Origin of the sequence: Kitasatospora sp. NPDC088351 (assembly GCF_040685575.1) — a bacterium.
GTDB lineage: Bacteria > Actinomycetota > Actinomycetes > Streptomycetales > Streptomycetaceae > Kitasatospora.
In genome coordinates, this window is sequence record NZ_JBFBIL010000003.1 from 66335 (window position 1) to 86601 (window position 20267).

General features: G+C 70.9%; 20 protein-coding genes and 1 riboswitch. Of the genes, 9 read left to right on the forward strand and 11 right to left on the reverse strand.

The window, feature by feature from the left end; translation table 11 throughout:
* Positions 1-181 precede the first annotated feature (181 nt).
* The 7 genes from AB0P06_RS03270 (at position 182) to AB0P06_RS03300 (ending at position 9934) form a co-directional block, all read left to right on the forward strand.
* Positions 182-1474: an extracellular solute-binding protein gene (locus AB0P06_RS03270; protein ID WP_363604694.1), complete on the forward strand. Its 1293-nt coding sequence runs from the start codon at positions 182-184 to the stop codon at positions 1472-1474.
* Positions 1475-1563: 89 nt separating this feature from the next.
* Positions 1564-2592, forward strand: a complete 1029-nt coding sequence (locus AB0P06_RS03275) for a sugar ABC transporter permease (RefSeq protein WP_363604695.1) — start codon at positions 1564-1566, stop codon at positions 2590-2592.
* Positions 2589-3416 carry a carbohydrate ABC transporter permease gene (locus AB0P06_RS03280; RefSeq protein WP_363604696.1) on the forward strand — a complete coding sequence of 276 codons (828 nt, stop codon included), beginning with the start codon at positions 2589-2591 and terminating at the stop codon, positions 3414-3416. The genes AB0P06_RS03275 and AB0P06_RS03280 overlap by 4 nt, the downstream gene beginning before the upstream one ends.
* Before the next feature lie 6 nt (positions 3417-3422).
* Entirely contained in the window at positions 3423-4976 is a 1554-nt protein-coding gene (locus AB0P06_RS03285; RefSeq protein WP_363604697.1) for a glycoside hydrolase family 3 protein, read from the forward strand.
* Between the two features lie 433 nt (positions 4977-5409).
* Positions 5410-6708 carry an extracellular solute-binding protein gene (locus tag AB0P06_RS03290; protein WP_363604698.1) on the forward strand — a complete coding sequence of 433 codons (1299 nt, stop codon included), beginning with the start codon at positions 5410-5412 and terminating at the stop codon, positions 6706-6708.
* A gap of 191 nt (positions 6709-6899) precedes the next feature.
* Entirely contained in the window at positions 6900-7958 is a 1059-nt protein-coding gene (locus AB0P06_RS03295) for an SIS domain-containing protein (protein WP_363604700.1), read from the forward strand.
* A 455-nt stretch (positions 7959-8413) separates the two neighbouring features.
* The gene (locus AB0P06_RS03300; RefSeq protein WP_363604702.1) at positions 8414-9934 is read left to right on the forward strand and encodes a PAS domain-containing sensor histidine kinase; all 1521 of its coding nucleotides are present in this window, start codon (positions 8414-8416) and stop codon (positions 9932-9934) included.
* Positions 9935-10361: 427 nt separating this feature from the next.
* On the opposite strand, the gene AB0P06_RS03305 is transcribed toward AB0P06_RS03300, so the two are convergent.
* On the reverse strand, positions 10362-10613 hold the full coding sequence (locus AB0P06_RS03305) for a WhiB family transcriptional regulator (RefSeq protein WP_014138019.1): 252 nt from the start codon (positions 10611-10613) through the stop codon (positions 10362-10364).
* A gap of 367 nt (positions 10614-10980) precedes the next feature.
* A complete protein-coding gene (locus tag AB0P06_RS03310; protein ID WP_363604703.1) occupies positions 10981-11952 on the reverse strand; it encodes a diacylglycerol kinase family protein in 972 nt (323 codons plus the stop codon).
* A 50-nt stretch (positions 11953-12002) separates the two neighbouring features.
* On the opposite strand from AB0P06_RS03310, the gene AB0P06_RS03315 reads away from it, so the two are divergent.
* Positions 12003-12431: a hypothetical protein gene (locus tag AB0P06_RS03315; protein ID WP_363604705.1), complete on the forward strand. Its 429-nt coding sequence runs from the start codon at positions 12003-12005 to the stop codon at positions 12429-12431.
* A 41-nt stretch (positions 12432-12472) separates the two neighbouring features.
* Here the strand turns inward: AB0P06_RS03315 and AB0P06_RS03320 are convergent, their stop codons facing one another.
* The 8 genes from AB0P06_RS03320 to sodN all read right to left on the reverse strand — a co-directional run bounded on the left by AB0P06_RS03320 (position 12473) and on the right by sodN (position 19016).
* Positions 12473-13477 carry an RNA polymerase sigma factor SigF gene (locus AB0P06_RS03320; RefSeq protein ID WP_363604706.1) on the reverse strand — a complete coding sequence of 335 codons (1005 nt, stop codon included), beginning with the start codon at positions 13475-13477 and terminating at the stop codon, positions 12473-12475.
* Positions 13478-13640: 163 nt separating this feature from the next.
* Entirely contained in the window at positions 13641-14051 is a 411-nt protein-coding gene (locus AB0P06_RS03325) for an anti-sigma regulatory factor (RefSeq protein WP_363604707.1), read from the reverse strand.
* Between the two features lie 314 nt (positions 14052-14365).
* Positions 14366-14842 carry a GNAT family N-acetyltransferase gene (locus AB0P06_RS03330; protein WP_363604708.1) on the reverse strand — a complete coding sequence of 159 codons (477 nt, stop codon included), beginning with the start codon at positions 14840-14842 and terminating at the stop codon, positions 14366-14368.
* 28 nt (positions 14843-14870) lie between these two features.
* A complete protein-coding gene (locus tag AB0P06_RS03335) occupies positions 14871-15242 on the reverse strand; it encodes a nuclear transport factor 2 family protein (RefSeq protein ID WP_363604709.1) in 372 nt (123 codons plus the stop codon).
* A gap of 80 nt (positions 15243-15322) precedes the next feature.
* A complete protein-coding gene (locus AB0P06_RS03340) occupies positions 15323-16318 on the reverse strand; it encodes an ABC transporter substrate-binding protein (RefSeq protein WP_363604710.1) in 996 nt (331 codons plus the stop codon).
* Positions 16319-16371: 53 nt separating this feature from the next.
* Positions 16372-17139 carry an ABC transporter ATP-binding protein gene (locus AB0P06_RS03345; RefSeq protein WP_363604903.1) on the reverse strand — a complete coding sequence of 256 codons (768 nt, stop codon included), beginning with the start codon at positions 17137-17139 and terminating at the stop codon, positions 16372-16374.
* 83 nt (positions 17140-17222) lie between these two features.
* A complete protein-coding gene (locus AB0P06_RS03350; RefSeq protein WP_363604712.1) occupies positions 17223-18284 on the reverse strand; it encodes an iron ABC transporter permease in 1062 nt (353 codons plus the stop codon).
* Positions 18285-18388: 104 nt separating this feature from the next.
* Positions 18389-18508: riboswitch (cobalamin riboswitch) on the reverse strand.
* Positions 18509-18620: 112 nt separating this feature from the next.
* On the reverse strand, positions 18621-19016 hold the full coding sequence (gene sodN / locus AB0P06_RS03355; protein WP_189915683.1) for a superoxide dismutase, Ni: 396 nt from the start codon (positions 19014-19016) through the stop codon (positions 18621-18623).
* Between the two features lie 185 nt (positions 19017-19201).
* On the opposite strand from sodN, the gene sodX reads away from it, so the two are divergent.
* Entirely contained in the window at positions 19202-19639 is a 438-nt protein-coding gene (gene sodX / locus AB0P06_RS03360) for a nickel-type superoxide dismutase maturation protease (protein ID WP_363604905.1), read from the forward strand.
* Between the two features lie 12 nt (positions 19640-19651).
* Here sodX and AB0P06_RS03365 read toward each other — a convergent pair whose 3' ends face one another.
* Complete coding sequence (locus AB0P06_RS03365; protein WP_363604713.1) at positions 19652-20236, reverse strand: CGNR zinc finger domain-containing protein; 585 nt, start codon at positions 20234-20236, stop codon at positions 19652-19654.
* Positions 20237-20267: the final 31 nt, after the last annotated feature.

Sequence of the window (20267 nt, forward strand, 5' to 3'; positions counted from 1 at the left end):
CAGCCGTTGACAGGCCCATTGGTCTAGGCCAAGCTCCAGGCATCTGGTCTACACCACTAGGCCGGTAACTATGAATCCCCCCACCCGTTCGCTGGGGTCCGCGGCACCTTTCCTCCCGCTTTACGTGGGCTTGCCGCTGCCACCCGACGGGGGTAACTCAGGCATCCCTCAGGAGGATGGCGTGAAGCGTCAGCTCATCGCGGCAGTCGGCGTCGCAGCTATGGTTGTCGGCCTGGCGGCCTGCAGCTCGGACGGCAAGAAGGAGGAGGGCGGCAACAGCGGCTCCTCTTCCGCTGCGGCCGGCGGCAAGAACTACAGTGGCAAGACGCTCAAGGTGTGGCTGATGTCCGGCTCGGCCCCCAAGGGCTGGGACGAGGCCGTGAAGACCGAGTTCGAGACCACCTACCCGGGCTCCAAGGTCGAGTACCAGATCCAGGAGTGGACCGGCATTGGCCCCAAGGTCACCGCCGCGCTCTCCGAGGGCTCCGTCGACGTGCTCGAGGTCGGCAACACCCAGACCGCGGGCTACGCCGCCACCGGTGGTCTCCTGGACATCACCAAGGACAAGGACGCCCTGGGCGGCGCCGACTGGAACGCCAACCAGAGCGAGTCCGCGATCCTGGACGGCAAGCAGTACGCCGCCCCGTGGTTCGTCACCAACCGTGTCGTCGCCTACAACAAGGACCTGTGGGCGAAGGCAGGCCTGACCGACACCCCGAAGACCCTGGACGAGTTCTACACCGACCTGGAGAAGCTGAAGGCGACGGCCGGCGTCACCGACCCGATCTACATGCCGGGCCAGGAGTGGTACACCTACTTCGGCCTCCTCACCAGCGAGGGCGGCAAGCTGGCGAAGAAGGACGGCGACAAGTGGGCCGGCGGCCTGTCGTCCCCCGAGGCGCAGAAGGCCTTCGAGACCTACAAGAAGCTGCAGAGCTACTCGGTCACCGGCCCCAAGGACGGTGACGAGGCCAAGCCGCAGCAGAAGGACGTCTTCGCCAAGGGCGACATCGGCGCGATCATCGGTCTCGGCTGGGAGGTCCCGACCGAGAAGGAGATGCCGAAGGAGAAGATCGGCTTCTTCCCGCTCCCGGGCAAGACGGCCGACAAGGCCTCCGGCGTGTTCCTCGGCGGCTCGAACCTGGCCATCGCCCAGGCGAGCAAGAACAGCGACATGGCGAAGGACTTCCTGAAGATCGCCCTGAACGACAAGAACGAGGGCACCGTCGCGGCCTCGGGCAACATCCCGAACAAGAAGTCGCTGGACGACAAGGTGGTCGGCGACTTCGCCGCCGCCGCCAAGGTCGCCGCCTCCTCCGGTGGGATCACCCCGACCACGCCGAACTGGGCGAGCGTCGAGAACAACCCGAACCCGATCAAGGAGTTCCTGACCGGCGCCCTGACCGGTGACTACGCCGCCGCCGCCAAGAAGGCCGACGACGAGATCGCCAAGCGTCTGAACGCCAAGCAGTAGTAGTCGAGCGGCGTCGCTCACCGGCTCCCGGCGGGGGGCCGGTGGGCGGCGCCTGTCCGTCGTGGTCAGGTTGTCAGGAAGAGAGAACGATGGCTGTGCATTCGGAGCGGGTGCAGACACAGTCCCCGGACACAGGGAAGGCTGCTGTGGCCAGTATTGAGACGAGCGCCGCCGGCGGCGGCGTCAAGGGCACCCCGAAGAAGAGCACCAGATCGGCGGGCGGCCCGGGCCTGGGCACGCGGCTCGCGCCGTACCTGCTGCTGTTGCCGGCCACCGTGGTCACCCTGGGCCTGCTGGGCTGGCCCCTGCTGAAGACCGTCCTGGTGTCGTTCCAGAACCTGAACGCGCGCCAGCTGGTCCAGCACCTGACCGAGTGGAACGGCTTCGAGAACTACACCGAGCAGCTGACCAACGCCGAGTTCTGGGCGGTCACCGGCCGGACGGTCGCCTTCACCCTGATCAACGTGCTGCTGATCATGGTCGGCGGCTCGCTGGTCGGCCTGCTGCTCAACCGGCTCGGCAAGAAGATGCGGCTGCTGCTCTCGATCGGCCTGCTCCTCGCCTGGGCCATGCCGGTGGTCGCCGCGACCACGGTCTACACCTGGCTGTTCGACATCCGGTTCGGTGTCGTCAACTGGTTCCTGGACCGGCTGGGCTGGCACTCGATGGCCGACTACAACTGGACCGGCACCCAGTACTCCACCTTCTTCGTGATCATCCTGCTGATCGTCTGGGGCTCGATCCCCTTCGTGGCGTTCAACATGTACGCAGGTCTGACCACCATCCCGAAGGAGCTCTACGAGGCCGCCCGGATGGACGGCGCCGGCGCCGGCAAGATCTTCACCTCGGTGATCTTCCCCAGCCTGAAGCCGTTCTTCCTGGCCACGACCTTCCTTGAGGTCATCTGGGTCTTCAAGGCCTTCACCCAGGTCTACGCCATCAAGGCGGGCGGCCCCGACTCGTCCACCCGGACCCTGCCCGTCCACGCCTTCCTGGAAGGCACCGGCGCCCAGCACTACGGCACCGGTGCCGCGATCGCGGTGCTCACCATCCTGATGCTGGGTGTCCTGATGGCGTACTACTTCCGCATCATTCTCAAGCAGGAGGACGAGCTGTGAGGCGCTCGCTCATCGGACGTACCTGGCCGAACGTGATCGCGGTCGTCCTCTTCGTCTTCTTCATCTTCCCCGTCTACTGGATGGTCATCACGGCCTTCAAGCAGCAGAAGGACATCGTCAGCCGGACGCCTGTCTTCCTGCCGCTGGACGCGACCCTCGACCACTTCAAGACGGCGGTCAACGCGCCCAAGTTCTGGGAGTACGTCACCAACAGCTTCACCGTCACGGTCGTCGCGGTGCTGATCTCGCTGGTGATCGCCACCCTGGCGTCCTTCGCCATCGCCCGGATGAAGTTCCGCGGCCGCAAGACCTTCGTCCTGGTCGTGATGGCGGCGCAGATGGCGCCGTGGGAGGTCATGACCATCGCGGTCTACCTGATCTCCCGTGACAACGAGATGCTGAACAGCCTCGTCCCGCTGACCGCCTTCTACATGATGATGGTCCTGCCCTTCACCATCTGGACGCTGCGCAGCTTCATCGCCGCCGTCCCGAAGGAGCTGGAGGAGTCCGCGATGGTGGACGGCTGCACCCGCACCCAGGCCTTCATGAAGGTGATCTTCCCGCTGCTGGCCCCGGGCCTGATGTCGACCTCGCTGTTCGGCTTCATCACCGCGTGGAACGAGTTCCCCCTGGTCCTGATCCTCAACAAGACCGACGGGCAGACCCTGCCGCTCTGGCTCTCCTCGTTCCAGACCAACTTCGGCACCGACTGGGGCGCGACCATGGCGGCCTCGACGCTGTTCGCCCTCCCGGTGCTGATCCTCTTCGTATTCCTCCAGCGCAAGGCCGTCGGCGGCTTGACCGACGGTGCAGTGAAGGGCTGACGCGACGTGAGCATCCTTGTCCCCACCCTGCCGGGCAGCGACCAGCTGCACCGCGACGCGCTGACGGTTCTCCAGCCCGGCTTCGTCGGCACCGAACCGCCGGAGTGGATCCGCCGCCACCTGGCGGCCGGCCTCGGCTCGGTCGCGCTGTTCGACCGCAACGTCGTCGACCTCCAGCAGCTCTCCGCGCTCACCAAGGCGCTGCGCGAGGAGAACCCGGACCTCCTGATCGCGATCGACGAGGAGAGCGGCGACGTCACCCGCCTGGAGGCGGGCTCCGGTTCGTCCTGGCCGGGCAACCTCGCCCTCGGCGTGATCGACGACCCGGCGCTGACCCGGGACGTCGCCCGTGAGCTGGGCCGGGCGCTGGCCGCGGCCGGCGTCAACTACAACTGGGCGCCCACCGCGGACGTCAACTCCAACCCGCGCAACCCGGTGATCGGCGTCCGCTCCTTCGGCGCCGACCCCGAGCTCTGCGCCCGGCACACCGCCGCCTGGGTCGAGGGCCTGCAGTCGGCCGGCGTCGCCGCCTGCTCCAAGCACTTCCCCGGGCACGGCGACACCGCGGTCGACTCGCACCACGGCCTGCCCGTGATCGACGTCGACCTGGACGTGCTGCGCAGCCGCGACCTGATCCCGTTCCAGGCCGCGATCGCCGCCGGGACCAAGGCCGTGATGACGGCCCACATCATGATCCCGGCGCTGGACCCGGCGCTGCCGGCCACGCTCAGCCCCGCCGTGCTGCGCGACCTGCTGCGCGCCGCCCCGGCCGACGGCGGCCTGGGCTACCAGGGCCTGATCGTCAGCGACGCGATCGAGATGGGCGCCATCGCCGACACCTTCGGCATGGGTGAGGGCACCGTGCTGGCCCTGGCGGCCGGCGCGGACGCGATCTGCGTCGGCGGCGGTCTGGCCGACGAGGAGACCGTGCTGATGCTGCGCGACGCCATCGTGGCGGGCGTGCGGGCCGGCCGGCTCTCCGAGGAGCGGCTGGCGGACGCGGCCTCCCGGGTGCGCGCGCTCGGCAGCTGGGGCCGGATCCAGGCCCAGGGCGAGCGGCTGGAGCCCGACCTGGCGGTCGGTCTGCGGGCCGCCCGCCGGGCGCTGCGGGTCGTCCGGGCGCCGGGCCAGGAGGCCCTGCCGGTGACCGAGCGCCCGTATGTGGTCTCGTTCTCCGACGAGCCCAACATCGCCGTCGGCGCCGTGACCCCGTGGGGCGTGGCCGACATGCTGACCGACCGCTTCCCCGGCACCCGGACCCGTGAGGTCGGCCCGGCGGACGCCGCCCCGGAGCAGCTGGACGCGCTGGCCGCCGAGCTGGTGGCGGAGGCCGAGGGCCGCCGGCTGGTGCTGGCGGTCCGGGACGCCCACCGGTACGCGTGGATGTCCGCCGCGCTGTCCCGTCTGGTGGCGGCCCGGCCGGACGCCGCGGTGGTCGAGATGGGCCTGCCGCAGTCCGAGCCGGTCGGCGCGCTGTACATCGCGACCCACGGTGCCGCCCGGGTCTGTGGTCTGGCGGCCGTCGAGGTGCTCACCGGACAGTCGGGAGCGATCGGCTGAGTCCTGGTCGGGTCGGTCACCCAGAGTGCCGGCAGACCTTTTCGAGCGGGCCCGTCATGCGCATGTCGCATGGCGGGCCCGTTTCGTTAACCCCGTGTTGACCTGCGAAGTCGCCCCCTGTCGGTGTTCCCTCAAATCTGCCTTAAGTCAGCCTTAAGTTCTACTTAGGGTGACACGGCGACAACTGATCGCCACGCGGTACAACAGCTCTGCAACGTCCTTTGCGGTCTGGCCATTTGGCGTTGACACCGCTTGTGGTCTAGGCCAGGCTCCACTCCATCCGGTTCGAACTTCAACCTCACCGGATGTGGTATCAGCCCCACCCGAAGCTCTTCGCCGCCCCACCCCGGTCTCTCCCGGCGGGCGCCATCACGCTGCCGGCGGGCAACAGGCACTAGCACCCTCGGAGGATGGCGTGAAGACGCGTCAGCTCATGGCGACATTCGGGACCCTCGCACTGGCGGCCGGGCTGACGGCCTGTTCGTCTGGGGGGTCGTCGTCAGGGGACACCAAGGACGGCGCCTCGGCGGACCCGAAGGCCGCCACCGGCACGGTCACCGTCTGGCTGATGGACGATGCCCAGAAGAACTGGCCGGACCTCGTGCAGCGGGTCAACGACGAGTTCGCGGCCAAGTACCCGAACGTCACGCTGAAGCTCTCGTACCAGGGCTGGGCCGACAAGGTCGGCAAGCTGGACGCCGCGCTGGCGGCCGGCAACGCCCCCGACGTGGTGGAGCTCGGCAACACCGAGACCATGAAGTACGTCCTCTCCGGCGCGCTGGCCCCGGTCGACCGGACCACGTTCGACAACTCGGACAGCTGGATCAAGGCGCTGGCCAACACCTGTACGTACCAGGACAAGCTCTGGTGCGTGCCGTACTACGCGGGCGCCCGGGTCGCCATCTACAACTCCGCCGCCTTCCAGTCGGCGACCGGCAGCGCGGACTTCCCCAAGACCGAGGACGAGCTGCGGGCGGCGCTGGACAAGATCGCGGACAAGAACAAGGCCGACCGGACCTTCTCCCCGCTCTACCTCCCCGGCCAGTACTGGTACGCCGCGATGAGCTACGTCTCCGCGTACGGCGGCACCATCGCCAAGTTCGACAGCTCCGGCAACTGGCACGGCACCCTGCACGACGCCAAGTCCCAGCAGGGCATCAGCCACTTCGTCGACCTGGTGCGCAAGTACAACAAGGGCGACCTGTCGGTGAACGAGCAGAACCAGTTCGAGTCGATGGCCCGCGGGCACGCCGCGTCCTTCTACGGCAACGGCTACGAGGCGGCCAGCGTGACCGCGCCGGTCACCGGCGACCCGAGCCTCAAGGACGCGGTCAAGGTGGCGACCATGCCGGGCCCGGACGGCAAGCCGCTGCCGACCTTCATCGGCGGCTCGGACCTCGCCGTCACCGCCAAGTCGCCGTCGGCCGAGCTGGCCACCGACTGGATCCGGATGTTCACCAGCACCAAGTCGGAGCAGGCGCTGGCGGACAAGGACATCCTGCCGAACAACCTGACCCAGCTGAACCAGCTGAAGAGCAAGCCGGCCACCGCCGCCGCGGCCAACGCGGTGCCGGACGCCTGGTTCACCCCGCTGGCCCCGGGCTGGGGCGCGGTCGAGAAGCAGAAGATCCTGCCGGAGATGCTGAACGCGATCATCAAGGGCAAGTCGGTGGACCAGGCCACCAAGGAGGCCGACGCCGCGATCGACCAGCTGATCAACAAGCCGTCCTGACCGGCGGTCGTACGTCCGGGGGCCCCTGCCGCGTGGGCGGGAGGGGCTCTCGAATGTGCTCCACGGGGGTGGCCCCCGTAGGATTGCCACAGGAATCACCGCAGCGAGTGTGCGGACTCGCCGCCGTAGAGGTCCCCACCGGGCATCCCCGTCCGGGTGGGGTCGAACCATCTCATCGGAGGCACATCCAGATGTCCGACACGCAGACTGTTTCCGTCCCCGGCCGGATCATGGCGGCGGAGATGGCCGAGCAGCCGGCCGTCCTCCAGCGCATCCTCGACGAGGGCGCCCCGAAGATCCGCGAGATCGCGGCCCAGATCTCCGCCCGCAACCCGCGCTTCGTCCTGCTCACCGCGCGCGGCACGTCCGACAACGCGGCGCTCTACGCCAAGTACCTGATCGAGATCCTGCTCGGCAAGCCGGCCGGTCTGACCTCGATGTCGACCACCACCGCGTACGGCGCCAAGCCGGACCTCACCGACGTGCTGGTCATCACCGTCAGCCAGTCCGGCGGTTCGCCGGACCTGGTGGCCTCCACCAAGGCGGCCCGCGAGGCCGGTGCCATCACCCTGGCGGTCACCAACAACGCCGACTCGCCGCTGGCCGAGGTCTCCGAGTTCCACATCGACGTGCTGGCCGGCCCGGAGAAGGCCCTGCCCGCCACCAAGACCTACACCGCCGAGCTGCTGGCGCTCTACCTGCTGGTGGAGGGCCTGCGCGGTGGCGACGGCGCGGCCGCCAAGGAGCTGCCGGCCCTGGCCGCCGGCATCCTGGCCCGCCAGTCCGAGGTGAAGGCCCTGGCCGAGCGCTACCGCTTCGCCCAGCGCCTGGTCATCACCTCGCGCGGCTACGGCTACCCGACCGCCCGTGAGGCGGCGCTGAAGCTGATGGAGACCACCTACATCCCGGCCTCCCCGTTCTCCGGCGCCGACCTGCTGCACGGCCCGCTGGCCATGGTCGACAACGTCTCCCCGGTCATCGCGATCGTTCCGGACGGCAAGGGCGGCGAGGCCCTGCAGCCGGTGCTGGACCGCCTGCGCGGCCGCGGTGCGGACCTGGTGGTCATCGGCCAGCAGTCGCAGGTGGACGCCGCCTCGGCGGGCTTCGCGCTGCCGGCCGGTGTGCCCGAGGAGGTCCAGACGATCCTGGAGATCCTGCCGCTCCAGCAGCTGGCCTACGAGGTCACCATCGCCCGCGGCCAGGACCCGGACGCCCCGCGCGCCCTGGCCAAGGTCACCGAGACCCACTGACGCCGGGCCGGCGCCCGCGCCGGAAGACGCCGAACCCCCGTCCACAGGCTGTGGACGGGGGTTCGGCTCTGAGCGGCGGAACATGGTTCGAAGGAGCGGGCGGACCCGCGGGAGCACCACCGGAAAGCACTACGGGCCACGGCGCCGACACGGGACCCTCAACCCATGCGGCACCGCAGCCCGGAGCTGTCGTCGGGCGCCGGTGACGATCGAGAACTGTGCGGGGTCCTCGCTCGGCGGCGTCCGACCGAGGAGCGGCCTCGCGCGGTCAGGGCAGTTGCGCGGTGGGCCTCTCCTTGGTGCCCTTTCATTGTGGACTAGACCAATCTGGCTTGTCCAGGCCTCGCCGAAAATTGGTCTGGACAACTCCTCCGGCGGGCCGGTCCCCGCCCGCCGCCGGCCCGCCGCCCGGTGCTGGCGCGCCCACCCGCCCGGGCTGGAGCTACCCTCGCCATGTGCCCTCGCTGAACGAACTCGTCCGCCGCCACACCACCCTGACCGGTGCCGATGTGGAGTGGCTCCACATGCTGGTCTCGGAGTGGCAGCTGCTCTCCGACCTCTCCTTCGCCGACCTGGTCCTGTGGATCCCGACCTGGGACGGCATCCGCTACGTCTCGGTGGCCCAGATGCGGCCCAACACCGGCCCCACCTCCTACCAGGACGACATGGTCGGCCACCTCGTCCCGCGCGGCCGCCGGCCGCTGCTGGACGCCGCCTTCGACGAGGGGCGGATCGTGCGCGAGGGCGACCCGGAGTGGCGCGAGGAGGTGCCGGTCCGGGTCGAGTCCATCCCGGTCCGCCGCGAGGGCAAGGTGCTCGGGGTGATCGCCCGGAACACCAACCTGCTGACCGTCCGCACCCCCAGCCGGCTCGAGCTCACCTATCTGCAGAGCGCCTCCGACCTGGCCCAGATGATCGCCGCCGGAACCTTCCCGTACCACGGTGTCGAGCAGGCCGACATGGACGCCGCCCCCCGCGTCGGCGACGGTCTGATCAGGCTGGACGCCGACGGCATCGTCACCTACGCCAGCCCCAACGCGCTCTCCGCCTACCACCGCCTCGGCCTCACCACCGACCTGGTCGGCAGCCACCTGGGCCGCGCCACCGCCGAACTGGCCCCGCCGTCGCGGGCGGCCGTGCACGAGGCGCTGGTGAAACTGGCGAGCGGCTGGGCGCCCCGGCAGGCCGAGGTGGAGGTGCAGGGTGGTGTGGTGACCCTGCGGGCCATCCCGCTCCGGCCCAAGGGCACGCAGACCGGTTCGCTGGTGCTCTGCCGGGACGTCACCGAGCTGCGCCGCCGCGACCGCGAGCTGATGACCAAGGACGCCACCATCCGGGAGATCCACCACCGGGTGAAGAACAACCTCCAGACCGTGGCCGCGCTGCTGCGGCTGCAGTCCCGCCGGATGGACTCGGACGCCGGCCGGGCCGCGCTGGACGAGGCGGTCCGCCGGGTGGGCTCGATCGCGATCGTGCACGAGACGCTCTCCCAGGCGCTGGACGAGCAGGTGGCCTTCGACGAGATCGCCGACCGGGTGCTGGCGATGGTGATGGAGCTGTCCCAGGACGGCCGGGTGGCGACCCGGCGCTCCGGCAGCTTCGGCATCCTCTCCGCCGAGGTGGCCACCCCGCTGTCGATGGTGCTGACCGAGCTGCTGCAGAACGCGCTGGAACACGCGTTCGGCCCGTCCGCCTCCGGCAACCTGGAGGTCAGCGCGCTGCGCGGGCGGGCGCCGGCCACCGGGATGGGCTGGTCGGACAGCTGGAACGGCGGCACCAGGCCGGAGGAGTACCTGCTGATCACCGTGCAGGACGACGGCAAGGGCATGCCGGAGGGCTTCGACCCGCAGCAGGCGGGCAATCTCGGGCTGCAGATCGTGCGCACCCTGGCCACCGGTGAGCTGGGCGGCACCTTCGACATGGTGGCCGGACCGAACGGCGGCACCAAGGTGATCCTGGAGATCCCGGTGCGCTGAAACCGGTGCGCCGAGAAGCACGGTGGGGGCGCGCGTCCGGCGAGGGCGCCGGGGCGCGTGCTCCACGATCCCCGGGTGGGATGGGCCGTCCGGGGAGCCGTACCCGGACGCGGACAGAGAAACGAGGCCCTGCCGACCGGGGGGGGTGGGTCGGCAGGGCCTCTCGACCCGTTCCGGCCGTCGGGGGGAGTCGGCCGGAACGGGGGCTCTGGGTGGTGCGGCACCGCATCGGTGCGTTGCACACGGTGAGCGCCTCAGCTCCACAATATTGCTCTAAGTGAACAGTATCAAGTGGCTGGGCGGCCCGGTGTCGCGAGACCGCGCCGAACGCGGTCCGTCGTACGGAAGGCTTCGCCAGGAGGTGCAGGGAAGCCCTTGATCATGTGTTGATCGATACTGCGGTCACTGCTGGTAATGCGGCGTGTGATCAGGCGGTGCGGGCGCGGTTGCGGGCTGCGCGGCGCTTCATCGCGCGACGCTCGTCCTCGCTCATGCCACCCCAGACGCCGGCGTCCTGGCCGGTCTCAAGAGCCCACTGCAGGCACTGTTCCATGACCGGACAGCGGCGGCACACGGCCTTGGCTTCCTCGATCTGCAGCAGAGCAGGACCGGTGTTCCCGATCGGGAAGAACAGCTCCGGGTCCTCTTCGCGGCAGACAGCGCGGTGGCGCCAGTCCATGGTCGTCCAACTCCTCCTGCCGGCGGGGCGACCCGGTCGGCATAATCGATGGCTTGTGAATGTGAACGCTTTCACGAATCCCGCAACAGCAAAAGAGACCAAAGGCCCATCGGGCCCGGGTGGTCTGTGCTGGGAGGGATTCGGCGATTCGAGGGACACCCCGCGGTCGGCCCCCGTCAGAATCTGAGGTTGCCGTCGCTGCGATGCGTCCCGATCGCCATGTAGAGGTTCGCAAACCTCAGGCCCGGATACAACCCCCTTCAGGGAGGAATTTTTGATTCTTCGGTGTCGCCTAGCTCACAGCCGGTACTTCTATGGAGTGAAGGGGGCTTGTGCGTTCGAGAAGAAGGGTAAAGCCCCCTTCTAGTCACACAATCACACGCAGTGCCCGCCGTACGCCTGTGAAACTGACGCGACTCCTGTCTCCAAGGTGGTCCCCGTCGACCTGGAACGGAGCCGGTTCCTCTGAAACCAAGGTGAAGTGCCTGACGTCGTGATAGGAGACGACATGCTTTCCGGACGGGCCGGAAGAGGTGCCGTCGCCGCTCGAAGGCCCGTACGACCGCAGGATCTGACGGACCGTTCGAGCAGTGCCGAACGCGGTCATCCGGGTGATGCCGAAGACGTCGAGGTCCGTGTCGAAGGAGGCGAGGGGTGAGGGATAGACCGGGCGGTTCCCCAGGAACGTCCACGGCGAGGTGTTGCTGACTATCGACAGCACCAGCTCCGGCACCGGCGCGCGGCCGGGGAGTTGCAGGGTGATCGGGCCTGATCTGCGCTGCTCACGCTGGGTGACGAAGTGCCGCAGGGCCTGGCCGACATAGAGCGCGTGGGTGGACCTGCGCCCCGCCCGTCGCTGCTCCTCGACCCGGCCGACCACGCCGGCGTCGAAGCCGAGGCCGGCCGTGAAGGTGAACCAGCGGTCCGGCAGTCCGTCGGTCATCGCCTTGCCCAGGCCGATCGGGCGCTCGCGGCGGTGCTCCAGGGCGTCCAGCAGGGCGCCGGTGGCCTCCACCGGGTCGTTGGGCAGGCCCAGCGCGCGGGCGAACACATTGGTCGAGCCACCGGGCACCACGGCCAGCCGGGGGAGCTTCTCGCCCGGGCCGTGCGCCAGCAGTCCGTTGACCACCTCGTTGACGGTGCCGTCACCGCCCAGCGCCACCACCAGGTCGACCGTGCCGTCCTCGGCCGCCTCGCGGGCCAGGTCGCGCGCGTGCCCCCGGTATTCGGTGTGGGCCACCTCCAGCTTGAGGTCGCTGCGCAGGGCATGGATCAGCACGTCCCGGGTGCGGCCACTGGTGGTGGTCGCCTTCGGGTTCACGACCAGGAGAGCGCGCATGAGCAAAGCCTACGGGTCGGTACGGACCGACCGGCGGCTACCCTGCTGGAGTGACCGCAGAATCCCCCGCACCCGTACCCGCGGCCGGCTCCGTCCGGCCGGTGTCCCTGGCCGTGGGCGCCGCCCTCACCGCGCTGGAGGGCGCCGCCCTGGCCGTCGTCGGCGTCTGGGACATGGTGTCCGCGCTGTCCGGTGAGTCCAAGCAGCTGGCGCTGAACGAGTTCGGCGGCGCGGTGATCGTGCTGCTCGGCGTGTTGCCGGTGCTGGCCGCCCGGGCGCTGTTCAAGGGGCGGCGCTGGGGCCGCAGCCCGGCCGTGCTGACCAACTCGGTCTGCCTGCCGGTGGGCTACTACATGTGCCAGAGCGGCGGCGCGATGGTGGCCGTCGGGGTGGCCGTCGGCCTGCTCGGGCTGGTCGGCATCGGCGCCCTGCTCGGCCCGAAATCGACGGCGGCCCTCTACGCTCCGCACGAGGGCTGAGCGCAGAGGGCCGTTCCGGCGCCGCTGGGCGGTCGTCAGTTCTACTCCTCCACCAGGAGCTTCTCCCGGAGCTGGGCCAGTGTCCGGGCCAGCAGCCGGGAGACGTGCATCTGTGAGATGCCCACCTCGGCGGCGATCTGCGACTGGGTCATGTTCCGGAAGAACCGCAGCACCAGGATCTTCTGCTCCCGGGGCGGCAGCTGCGCCAGCAGCGGCTTGAGCGACTCCCGGTACTCGACGCCCTCCAGCGCCTCGTCGGTGGCGCCCAGGGTGTCCGCGACGGCCGGCGACTCGTCGTCGCTGTCCGGCACGTCCAGCGACAGCGTGGAGTACGCGTTGGCGGACTCCAGGCCCTCCAGCACGTCCTCCTCGGAGATCCCCAGGTGCTCGGCCAGCTCGTGCACCGTGGGGGAGCGGCCGTGCCGCTGGGAGAGCTCGCTGGTCGCCGTGGTCAGCGACAGCCGCAGCTCCTGGAGCCGGCGCGGTACCCGGACCGCCCAGCCCTTGTCCCGGAAGTGCCGCTTGATCTCGCCGACGATGGTCGGCGTGGCGTAGGTGGAGAACTCGACCCCGCGCTCGTGGTCGAAGCGGTCCACCGACTTGATCAGCCCGATGGTGGCGACCTGGGTCAGGTCGTCCAGCGGCTCGCCCCGGTTGCGGAACCGCCGGGCCAGGTGCTCCACCAGCGGGATGTGCATCCGCACCAGCTGGTTGCGCAGCTCGACGCGCTCCGGGGAGCCGTCGGGCAGCGCGGACAGACGGACGAACAGCGCCCGGGCCGCCTCGCGGTCCGGCGCCCCGGTGCGGTGCGGGGTCTGGGCGGGCACCGCACCGCGCAGCGCCTCGGCTGCGGGGTCCGCCGGGTCGGCCGCGGCCGGCGGGGGCACGGGGACGGGCGACGGATCAGACGTCGGCTCGGTCGGCTGGCTCATCCGGTGGGCGTCCTTCGGGTGCGCTTCGTCGTTGGCGGCGAGGCCGGGAACGCTCGCCTGGGTCGGTACGGCAGGGCCCGCCGTCGCGAGGCCGGTACGGTCCAGATCACTCACGGCCATTCCCCCGTTCCGTTCCGGGAGCACCGGGACCGTGGGGCGGCCCCGATTCGTCTTATTGGTCGTACCGCGTGGTGGGCGGTACCGGGAGCCGTCCGCCGGGCCCGGGTGGGGGGTACCGGCCGGACGGCCCTTGTTCGGTGCTGCTGCTGCGGCGGCCCTAGTGGGTGGCGGAACCGCCGCGCTTCTTGTGCAGGCTGATCGTCACGGTGTTGTCCTCGCCGACCGAGGAGTCCACCTCGCCGGCCAGCGCGGAGAGCACCGTCCAGGCGAAGGTGTCCCGCTCGGGGGCCCGGCCGTCCGTGGTCGGGGCGGAGACGGTGACCTTGAGCGAGTCGCCGACCAGCCGGAACTCGCAGGACAGGACCGACCCGGGTACCGCCTGCTGGAGCAGGATGGCGCAGGCCTCGTCCACCGCGATCCGTAGGTCCTCGATCTCGTCCAGCGTGAAGTCCAGCCGGGCCGCCAGCCCCGCCGTCGCTGTTCGCAGTACCGAGAGGTAGGCCCCGGCCGCGGGCAGCCGGACCTCCACGAAGTCCTGGACCCCGGGCTCGCCGTCGATCTGGGACACCCTCACCTCCTGGGTGACGCGCTGTGCTTCCGGGCCGGTGGCCGCGGCACTGTCTGTTGCTTGGCTCAACTGCTTCGCCCCAACTGTCCAGAGGGGTGGTGCGGTACGTGTACCGGTCATACCCCGCGAGGGGTGGCCGGACGCCGCGCATCCGCCCGAGACGTTACCGCTTTTGGCCCCGGCGCGGGAGTCACTCATGGTAGGGCGCCGCGACACAGGGTGTCAGTGGCCGGACGGAACCCGTTCGTACGGCCGGGCGGGGCCCGTCTGTTCGGCGGCGTACCGGTGGGCGCGGCCCCGTCGGCACGCTGTGTTCAGCGCGCGCCGACGGCGGTGAGCGCCTCTCCGGTGAGCCGGTAGACGCTCCAGCCGTCCATCGGCACCGCGCCGAGCGACTTGTAGAAGTTGATCGAGGGCTCGTTCCAGTCGAGCACCGACCACTCCATCCGCGAGTAGCCGCGTTCGACGGCGATCCGCGCCAGCTCCAGCAGCAGGGCCTTGCCGTGGCCGCCGCCGCGGGCCGCCGGGCGGACGTACAGGTCCTCCAGGTAGATGCCGTGCGTCCCGCGCCAGGTCGAGAAGTTGAGGAACCAGACCGCGAAGCCGACCGGCTCGCCGGTGGTGTCGTCCTCGGCGATCAGGCCGAACAGCGCCGGGGCGGCGCCGAACAGCGCGTCCCGCAGCTGTGCCTCGGTGGCCACCGCCTCGTGCGGGGCCTTCTCGTACTCCGCGAGTTCGCGGATCATGGCGTGGATGACCGGGACGTCGGTGACTAGGGCGGTGCGGATCATGTGACGAGCCTACTTGGCCCGTTCGGGCCTAGGCCTCGTCCCAGGCCTGGATCGAGGTCTGGTCGACGATCCGGCCGTCCCGCAGGTCGGCGACCGAGGTGGCCAGGACCCGGACCCCGTCGGGGTACTGGCAGGCCTCCATGAAGGCGATGTGGTCGCCCTGGACCACCACCTGTTCCAGGGTGTGGGTCATCTCCCGGCCGTAGATGTCGCGCAGCATCGCGCCGATCTCGCTCCGGCCGTGCATCACCAGCGGATGGCTGGGCTGGGTCTTGTGGTCGACCATGCGCACTTCGGCATCGTCGGCGTAGAGCGCGAGGAGGGTCTCGGCGTCCCCGCGTTCGATGCCCTCGCGCAGGGCGGCGGTGTCGAAGTCGGAAGGTGCCGCCATGGTGCTCATGTTCTCGCTCCTCCGGTCGGATTCCGTCGGGCTCGTACTCCGAGCGTACGCCCGCCCGGCCGGGCCGGACCGGCCCGTGCTCAGGCCGCCGGCGTGGACCGCAGATAGGCCGCGAGGGCGGTGATCGCGGCGGGGTTGCGCGGGCTCTCCACCAGGTCGACGTAGTCCAGCACGAAGATCCGGTCGTTCCTGACCGCGGCGACGCCGGCCAGCGGCGGGAAGGACTTCAGGAACTTCCGCTTCGCCTCGGCGTCGGTGTCACCGTAGTTGTTGATCACGATCACCTCGGGGTCGCGCTGCACGACGCTCTCCCAGCCGACGGTGGTCCAGGAGTCGGCGACGTCGCCCATCACGTTGCGCCCGCCGGCCTTGGCGATGATCTCCTCGGGCGCGGCGTACTTGCCCGAGGTGTACGGCTTGTCCTCACCACTGTCGTAGAGGAAGACGCCCGGCCGGTGCTCGGGCTGCGGCACGGCGGCGACCTGCGCCCGGAAGTCGGCGATCAGCTTGTCGGCCCGGTCGCGGACGTCGAAGATCTCGCCGAGGTTGGCCAGGTCGGTGTAGAGCGCGTCCAGCGGCGACATCACCCCGCGCTCCGGGCCCTTGCCGCTGCGGCAGGACTCGCTGAGCACGTAGGAGTCGATGCCGAGGCCGGCCAGCACCTGCGGGGTGAAGCCGTCGGCTTCGCCGAAGCCGTAGTGCCAGCCGGCGAACACCAGGTCGGCCTGGGCGTCCAGGACGAGCTCCTTGGTGATCGGCTGCTTGGAGAGCCAGGCGGTCTGCTGGTAGCCGTCCTTCCACGGGACCTTGGCGAGGTCGCCCTTCTCGTCGGGCATCACATAGCCGGCCATCCGGTCGGTGAGGCCGAGCGCGAGCATCAGCTCGGTGATGCCCACGTCGTTGGTCACCGTCCGGGCGGGCTTCGCCTTGTAGGTGACCTTGGTGCCGCAGTTGTCGACGGTCACCGGGTAGTGGTCGGAGCCCGCCGCGGCCTCGCCGCTCGGGGCGATCTCGGCCCCGCACGCGGTCAGCGCGAGGGTGAGCAGGGCGGTGGCGGCGACGGCCTTGGTGCGCATGGGAGTTCCTCGGGTCGGGGGGAGGGGCGGAAAGGGCGGGAGGGGAAGCGGGGTCAGCGGAGCCGGTCGAAGAGCAGCTGGACGGCGCCGGTCTCGGGGTGCCGTACGGGGGTCGCGCGGACGCCGAACACCCCGGCCAGCAGCGCGGGGCGCAGCACCTCGACGGGCGGTCCGGAGGCGACGATCCGGCCGGCCCTGATCACGTACAGCAGGTCGCAGTGGCCGGCCGCCAGGTTGAGGTCGTGCAGCGCGGTGAGCACCGTCGGCCCGGCCGCCCGGACCAGCGCCAGCACCTCCAACTGGTGGGCGATGTCCAGGTGGTTGGTGGGTTCGTCGAGCACCAGGACCCGGGGCTCCTGGACGAGCGCGCGGGCGATCAGCACCCTCTGCTTCTCGCCGCCGGACAGGCTCAGGAAGCCCCGCCCGGCCAGGTGGTCCGCGCCGACCCGGGCCAGCGCCTCGGCGCAGCGCCGGTCGTCCCCGCCGGTCGGGCCGGCGAATCCGCTGCGGTGCGGCAGCCGGCCCATGCCGACCACCTCGGCCACGGTGAAGTCGAACTCGGCGGAGTGTTCCTGCGGCAGTGCGGCGACCCGCCGGGCGGCCTCGCGGGGGGTGAGCGCGTGCAGGTCCTCGCCGCCCAGCCGGACGGCGCCGGCGGCGGGCCGCAGTGCCCGGTAGACGCAGCGCAGCAGGGTCGACTTGCCGCTGCCGTTCGGTCCGACCAGGCCGACCACCTGTCCGGCGGCGGCGTCCAGGGTGATGTCGTGGACCAGCCGGGCGCCGGCGATGTCGACCGAGAGCCCGTCGACGGCGATGTCCAGGGCGGTCTCGCTGGCGGTCTCGATGACGGTCTCCGGGGTGTCCGTGGTGTCGGTGCTCGGGTCGGCGTTCGCGCCGGTGCCCATCAGCGGCCTCCGAAGGAGTAGCCGCGGCGGCGCATCAGCAACAGGAAGCAGGGCACCCCGAGCACCGCGGTGACCACCCCGACCGGCAGCTCGGCGGGCGCCAGCAGGGTGCGCGAGACGATGTCCACCCAGACCAGCAGCAGCGCCCCGGCGAACGGCGCGACCAGCAGCACCCGGCGGTGGCCGGCGCCGACCAGCATCCGCACCAGGTGCGGCACCATCAGCCCGACGAAGCCGATCGCGCCGCTGACCGCGACGACGGTGCCGGTGACGGCCGCCGTCACCACGAACAGCTGCCGGCGCAGCCGGTCGGGGTCCACACCGAGCGAGGCCGCCGTCTCGTCGCCCATGGCGAGCGCGTCGAGGCGCCCGGCGGAGAGGGCGAGGCAGGCCAGGCCGGCCAGCACGGTGACGGCGGCGATCGGCACCGAGCCCCAGGTCGCCCCGCCCAGGCTGCCGAGCAGCCACATCATGGCGCTGCGGGCCGCCTCGCCGCGCGCGGCGCCGAACACCATCAGCGCCGTCACCGCGGAGAAGCCGTAGGACATCGCGGTGCCGGTGAGCACCAGCCGCAGCGGGGTGAGCCCGTAGGCGGTCCGGGCGGCCGCGTACACCAGCAGCATCGCCAGCAGGGCCGAGCCGAAGGCGGAGACCGAGAGCGCCCAGACCCCGAGCGAGGCGAAGGCGCCGAGCAGCAGGACGGCGTTGGCGCCGACCGCCGCGCCGGAGGAGATGCCGAGGACGAACGGGTCGGCCAGGGCGTTGCGGACCATGGCCTGCACGGCGACCCCGGTGGCCGCGAGCCCGGCGCCGACCACGGCGGCCAGTACGGTGCGCGGCAGCCGGATCTCCCAGACGATCGCGTACGCCGCCGCCTCCTCGGCCTCCAGCCGACCGCCCGTCAGCCCGGCGCCCAGCAGCCGCAGGACCCGGGACCAGCCGAGGTCGGAGGAGCCCAGGGCGACCCCGCAGACCAGCGACAGCAGCAGGGCCGCGGCCAGGCCGGCGGCCAGGGGCGCGGCGGGTATTCGACGGACCGGTGCGGTCACTGCGGTGCTCACGAGGGGGGCGCGCCTTCGCCTCGGGCCGTGGGCGGCGCGGGGCGGCGCGCCCGGGCCGTGGCGGGGCCGGGGCGCCATCCCCTCGCATTCCACGGCGAGTTGTCGGGAGGTCGGCGCCCCAGGGCGATCGGGCTCACGGGGCCGGGGCCCCGTCCACCGTTGCGGGTCAGCGCCGGATTCGGACCGGACTTCCCCCATGGGACGCCCTGGCAGCATAACAAGCGCTAAGGCCAGGCAACCCTTACAGGTGCCGCCGGGCATGTCCCGGAAACGCGCGACCGCCCCCGTCCGGTGTGGTGGTCCGGGCGGGGGCGGTCGACGGAGGCCGAGCGGCGGTCAGGCCTGCTTGGTCTCCCAGAAGATCTTGTCGACCTCGGCGATCAGGTCGAGCAGGGCCTGACCGGTGGCCGGGTCCGTCGACGCCTTGGCGGCCGAGGCGGCCTTCAGGGTGTCGTTGATCAGCTGGTGCAGCTGCGGGTACTTCTCGAAGTGCGGGGCCTTGAAGTAGTCGCTCCACAGCACCGAGATGTGGTGCTTGACGGCCTCGGCGCGCTGCTCCTTGATGATGACGGCGCGAGCGCGGAAGTGCGCGTCCTCGTTGGCCTGGTACTTCTCCTGGGTGGCCTTGACCGACTCGGCCTCGATCCGCGCCTGCGCCGGGTCGTACACGCCGCAGGGCAGGTCGCAGTGGGCGTGCGCGGTGGCACGCGGTGCAAACAGACGAGAGAACATGGGAGTCCTTCCTTAGATCGTCTTCCCGCGCCCGAGATTACCCTTCCGGTCACGGGGTTTCGCGATCGGTCGGTGGGCCTAGGGCAAAAGGCGGACCCGGAACCGGGTGAATCCGGACATCGGCGGGTGACGGTCCGTACGGCAGACTGGGACGCGGCGAGCCGGGAGGAGGAGTCGTGACGCGGATGGCGGAACCGGAGGGCGGCACCCGCGGGGGTGCCGCACCGTTCGGACTGATCGACGTGGCGGGGGACTCGATGGTGCCGACGCTGCGTGAGGGCGACCGGCTGCTGGTCCGGTACGGGGCGCGGATCAGGCCGGGCGCCGTGGTGGTGGTCCGCCACCCGTTGCAGCAGGACCTGCTCGTGGTGAAGCGGGCCGACGGCCGGCGCCCGAAGGGCTGGTGGCTGCTGTCCGACAACCGGCTGGTCGACAGCGACAGCCGCAGCTACGGCGCCGTCCCGGACGAGCTGGTGCTCGGCCGGGTGCTGCTGCGGCTGCGCCCCCGGCCGGCCTGGCTGGCCCCGGGCCGCCGGCTGGAGCGCCTGCTGCTGGGCCCGCTGGTCCGGGTGCCGGGCCTGGCCCGCCGGCTCGGCGTCTGGGTCCGGCCGGAGGATCTCTAGCCCGGAGGGCCGCTAGCCCTGCCCGGCCAGGACGGCGGCCTCCTGGCGCTTGCGGGCCCGGTACGCGGCGACGTTGGCGCGGGTGGCGCAGCGGTCGGAGCAGTACCGCCGGGAGCGGTTGGTGGAGGTGTCCAGGTAGGCGTTGCGGCAGGGCGCGGCCTGGCAGATGCCGAGCCGGTCGGCGCCCAGTTCGGTGAGGTGGACGGCCAGGCCCATGCAGGCGACCGCGCTGAAGTGGGCCGTGGCGGTGGGCGAGTTGTCGGCGAGGTGCAGGTGCCAGCGCGGGCGCCCGGCGTCGTCCAGGTAGTCGTGGCCGGAGACCAGCGGGCTGACGGGGTACTCCATCAGCAGGCTGTTCAGCAGGTCGACACCCCGGATCTCGTCCCCCTCGGCGGCGGCCTCGAAGACCCCGCGCAGCCGGGTCCGGACGGCACGCAGCCGGGGCAGGTCGGCTTCGTCGGCGAGCGCGGCGGCACGTGTGTTCTCGGAGAACAGGCCGCGGACGGCGTCGACCGAGGTCAGCGTGTCGGTGCCGCGCTCGGGCTCCTCGGTGTTCACCAGCCGGACGGCGAGGTCGGCGTACGAGGCGAGCTCCACGGTGGTCCTTCCAGAATCGGTAACGGGCTGA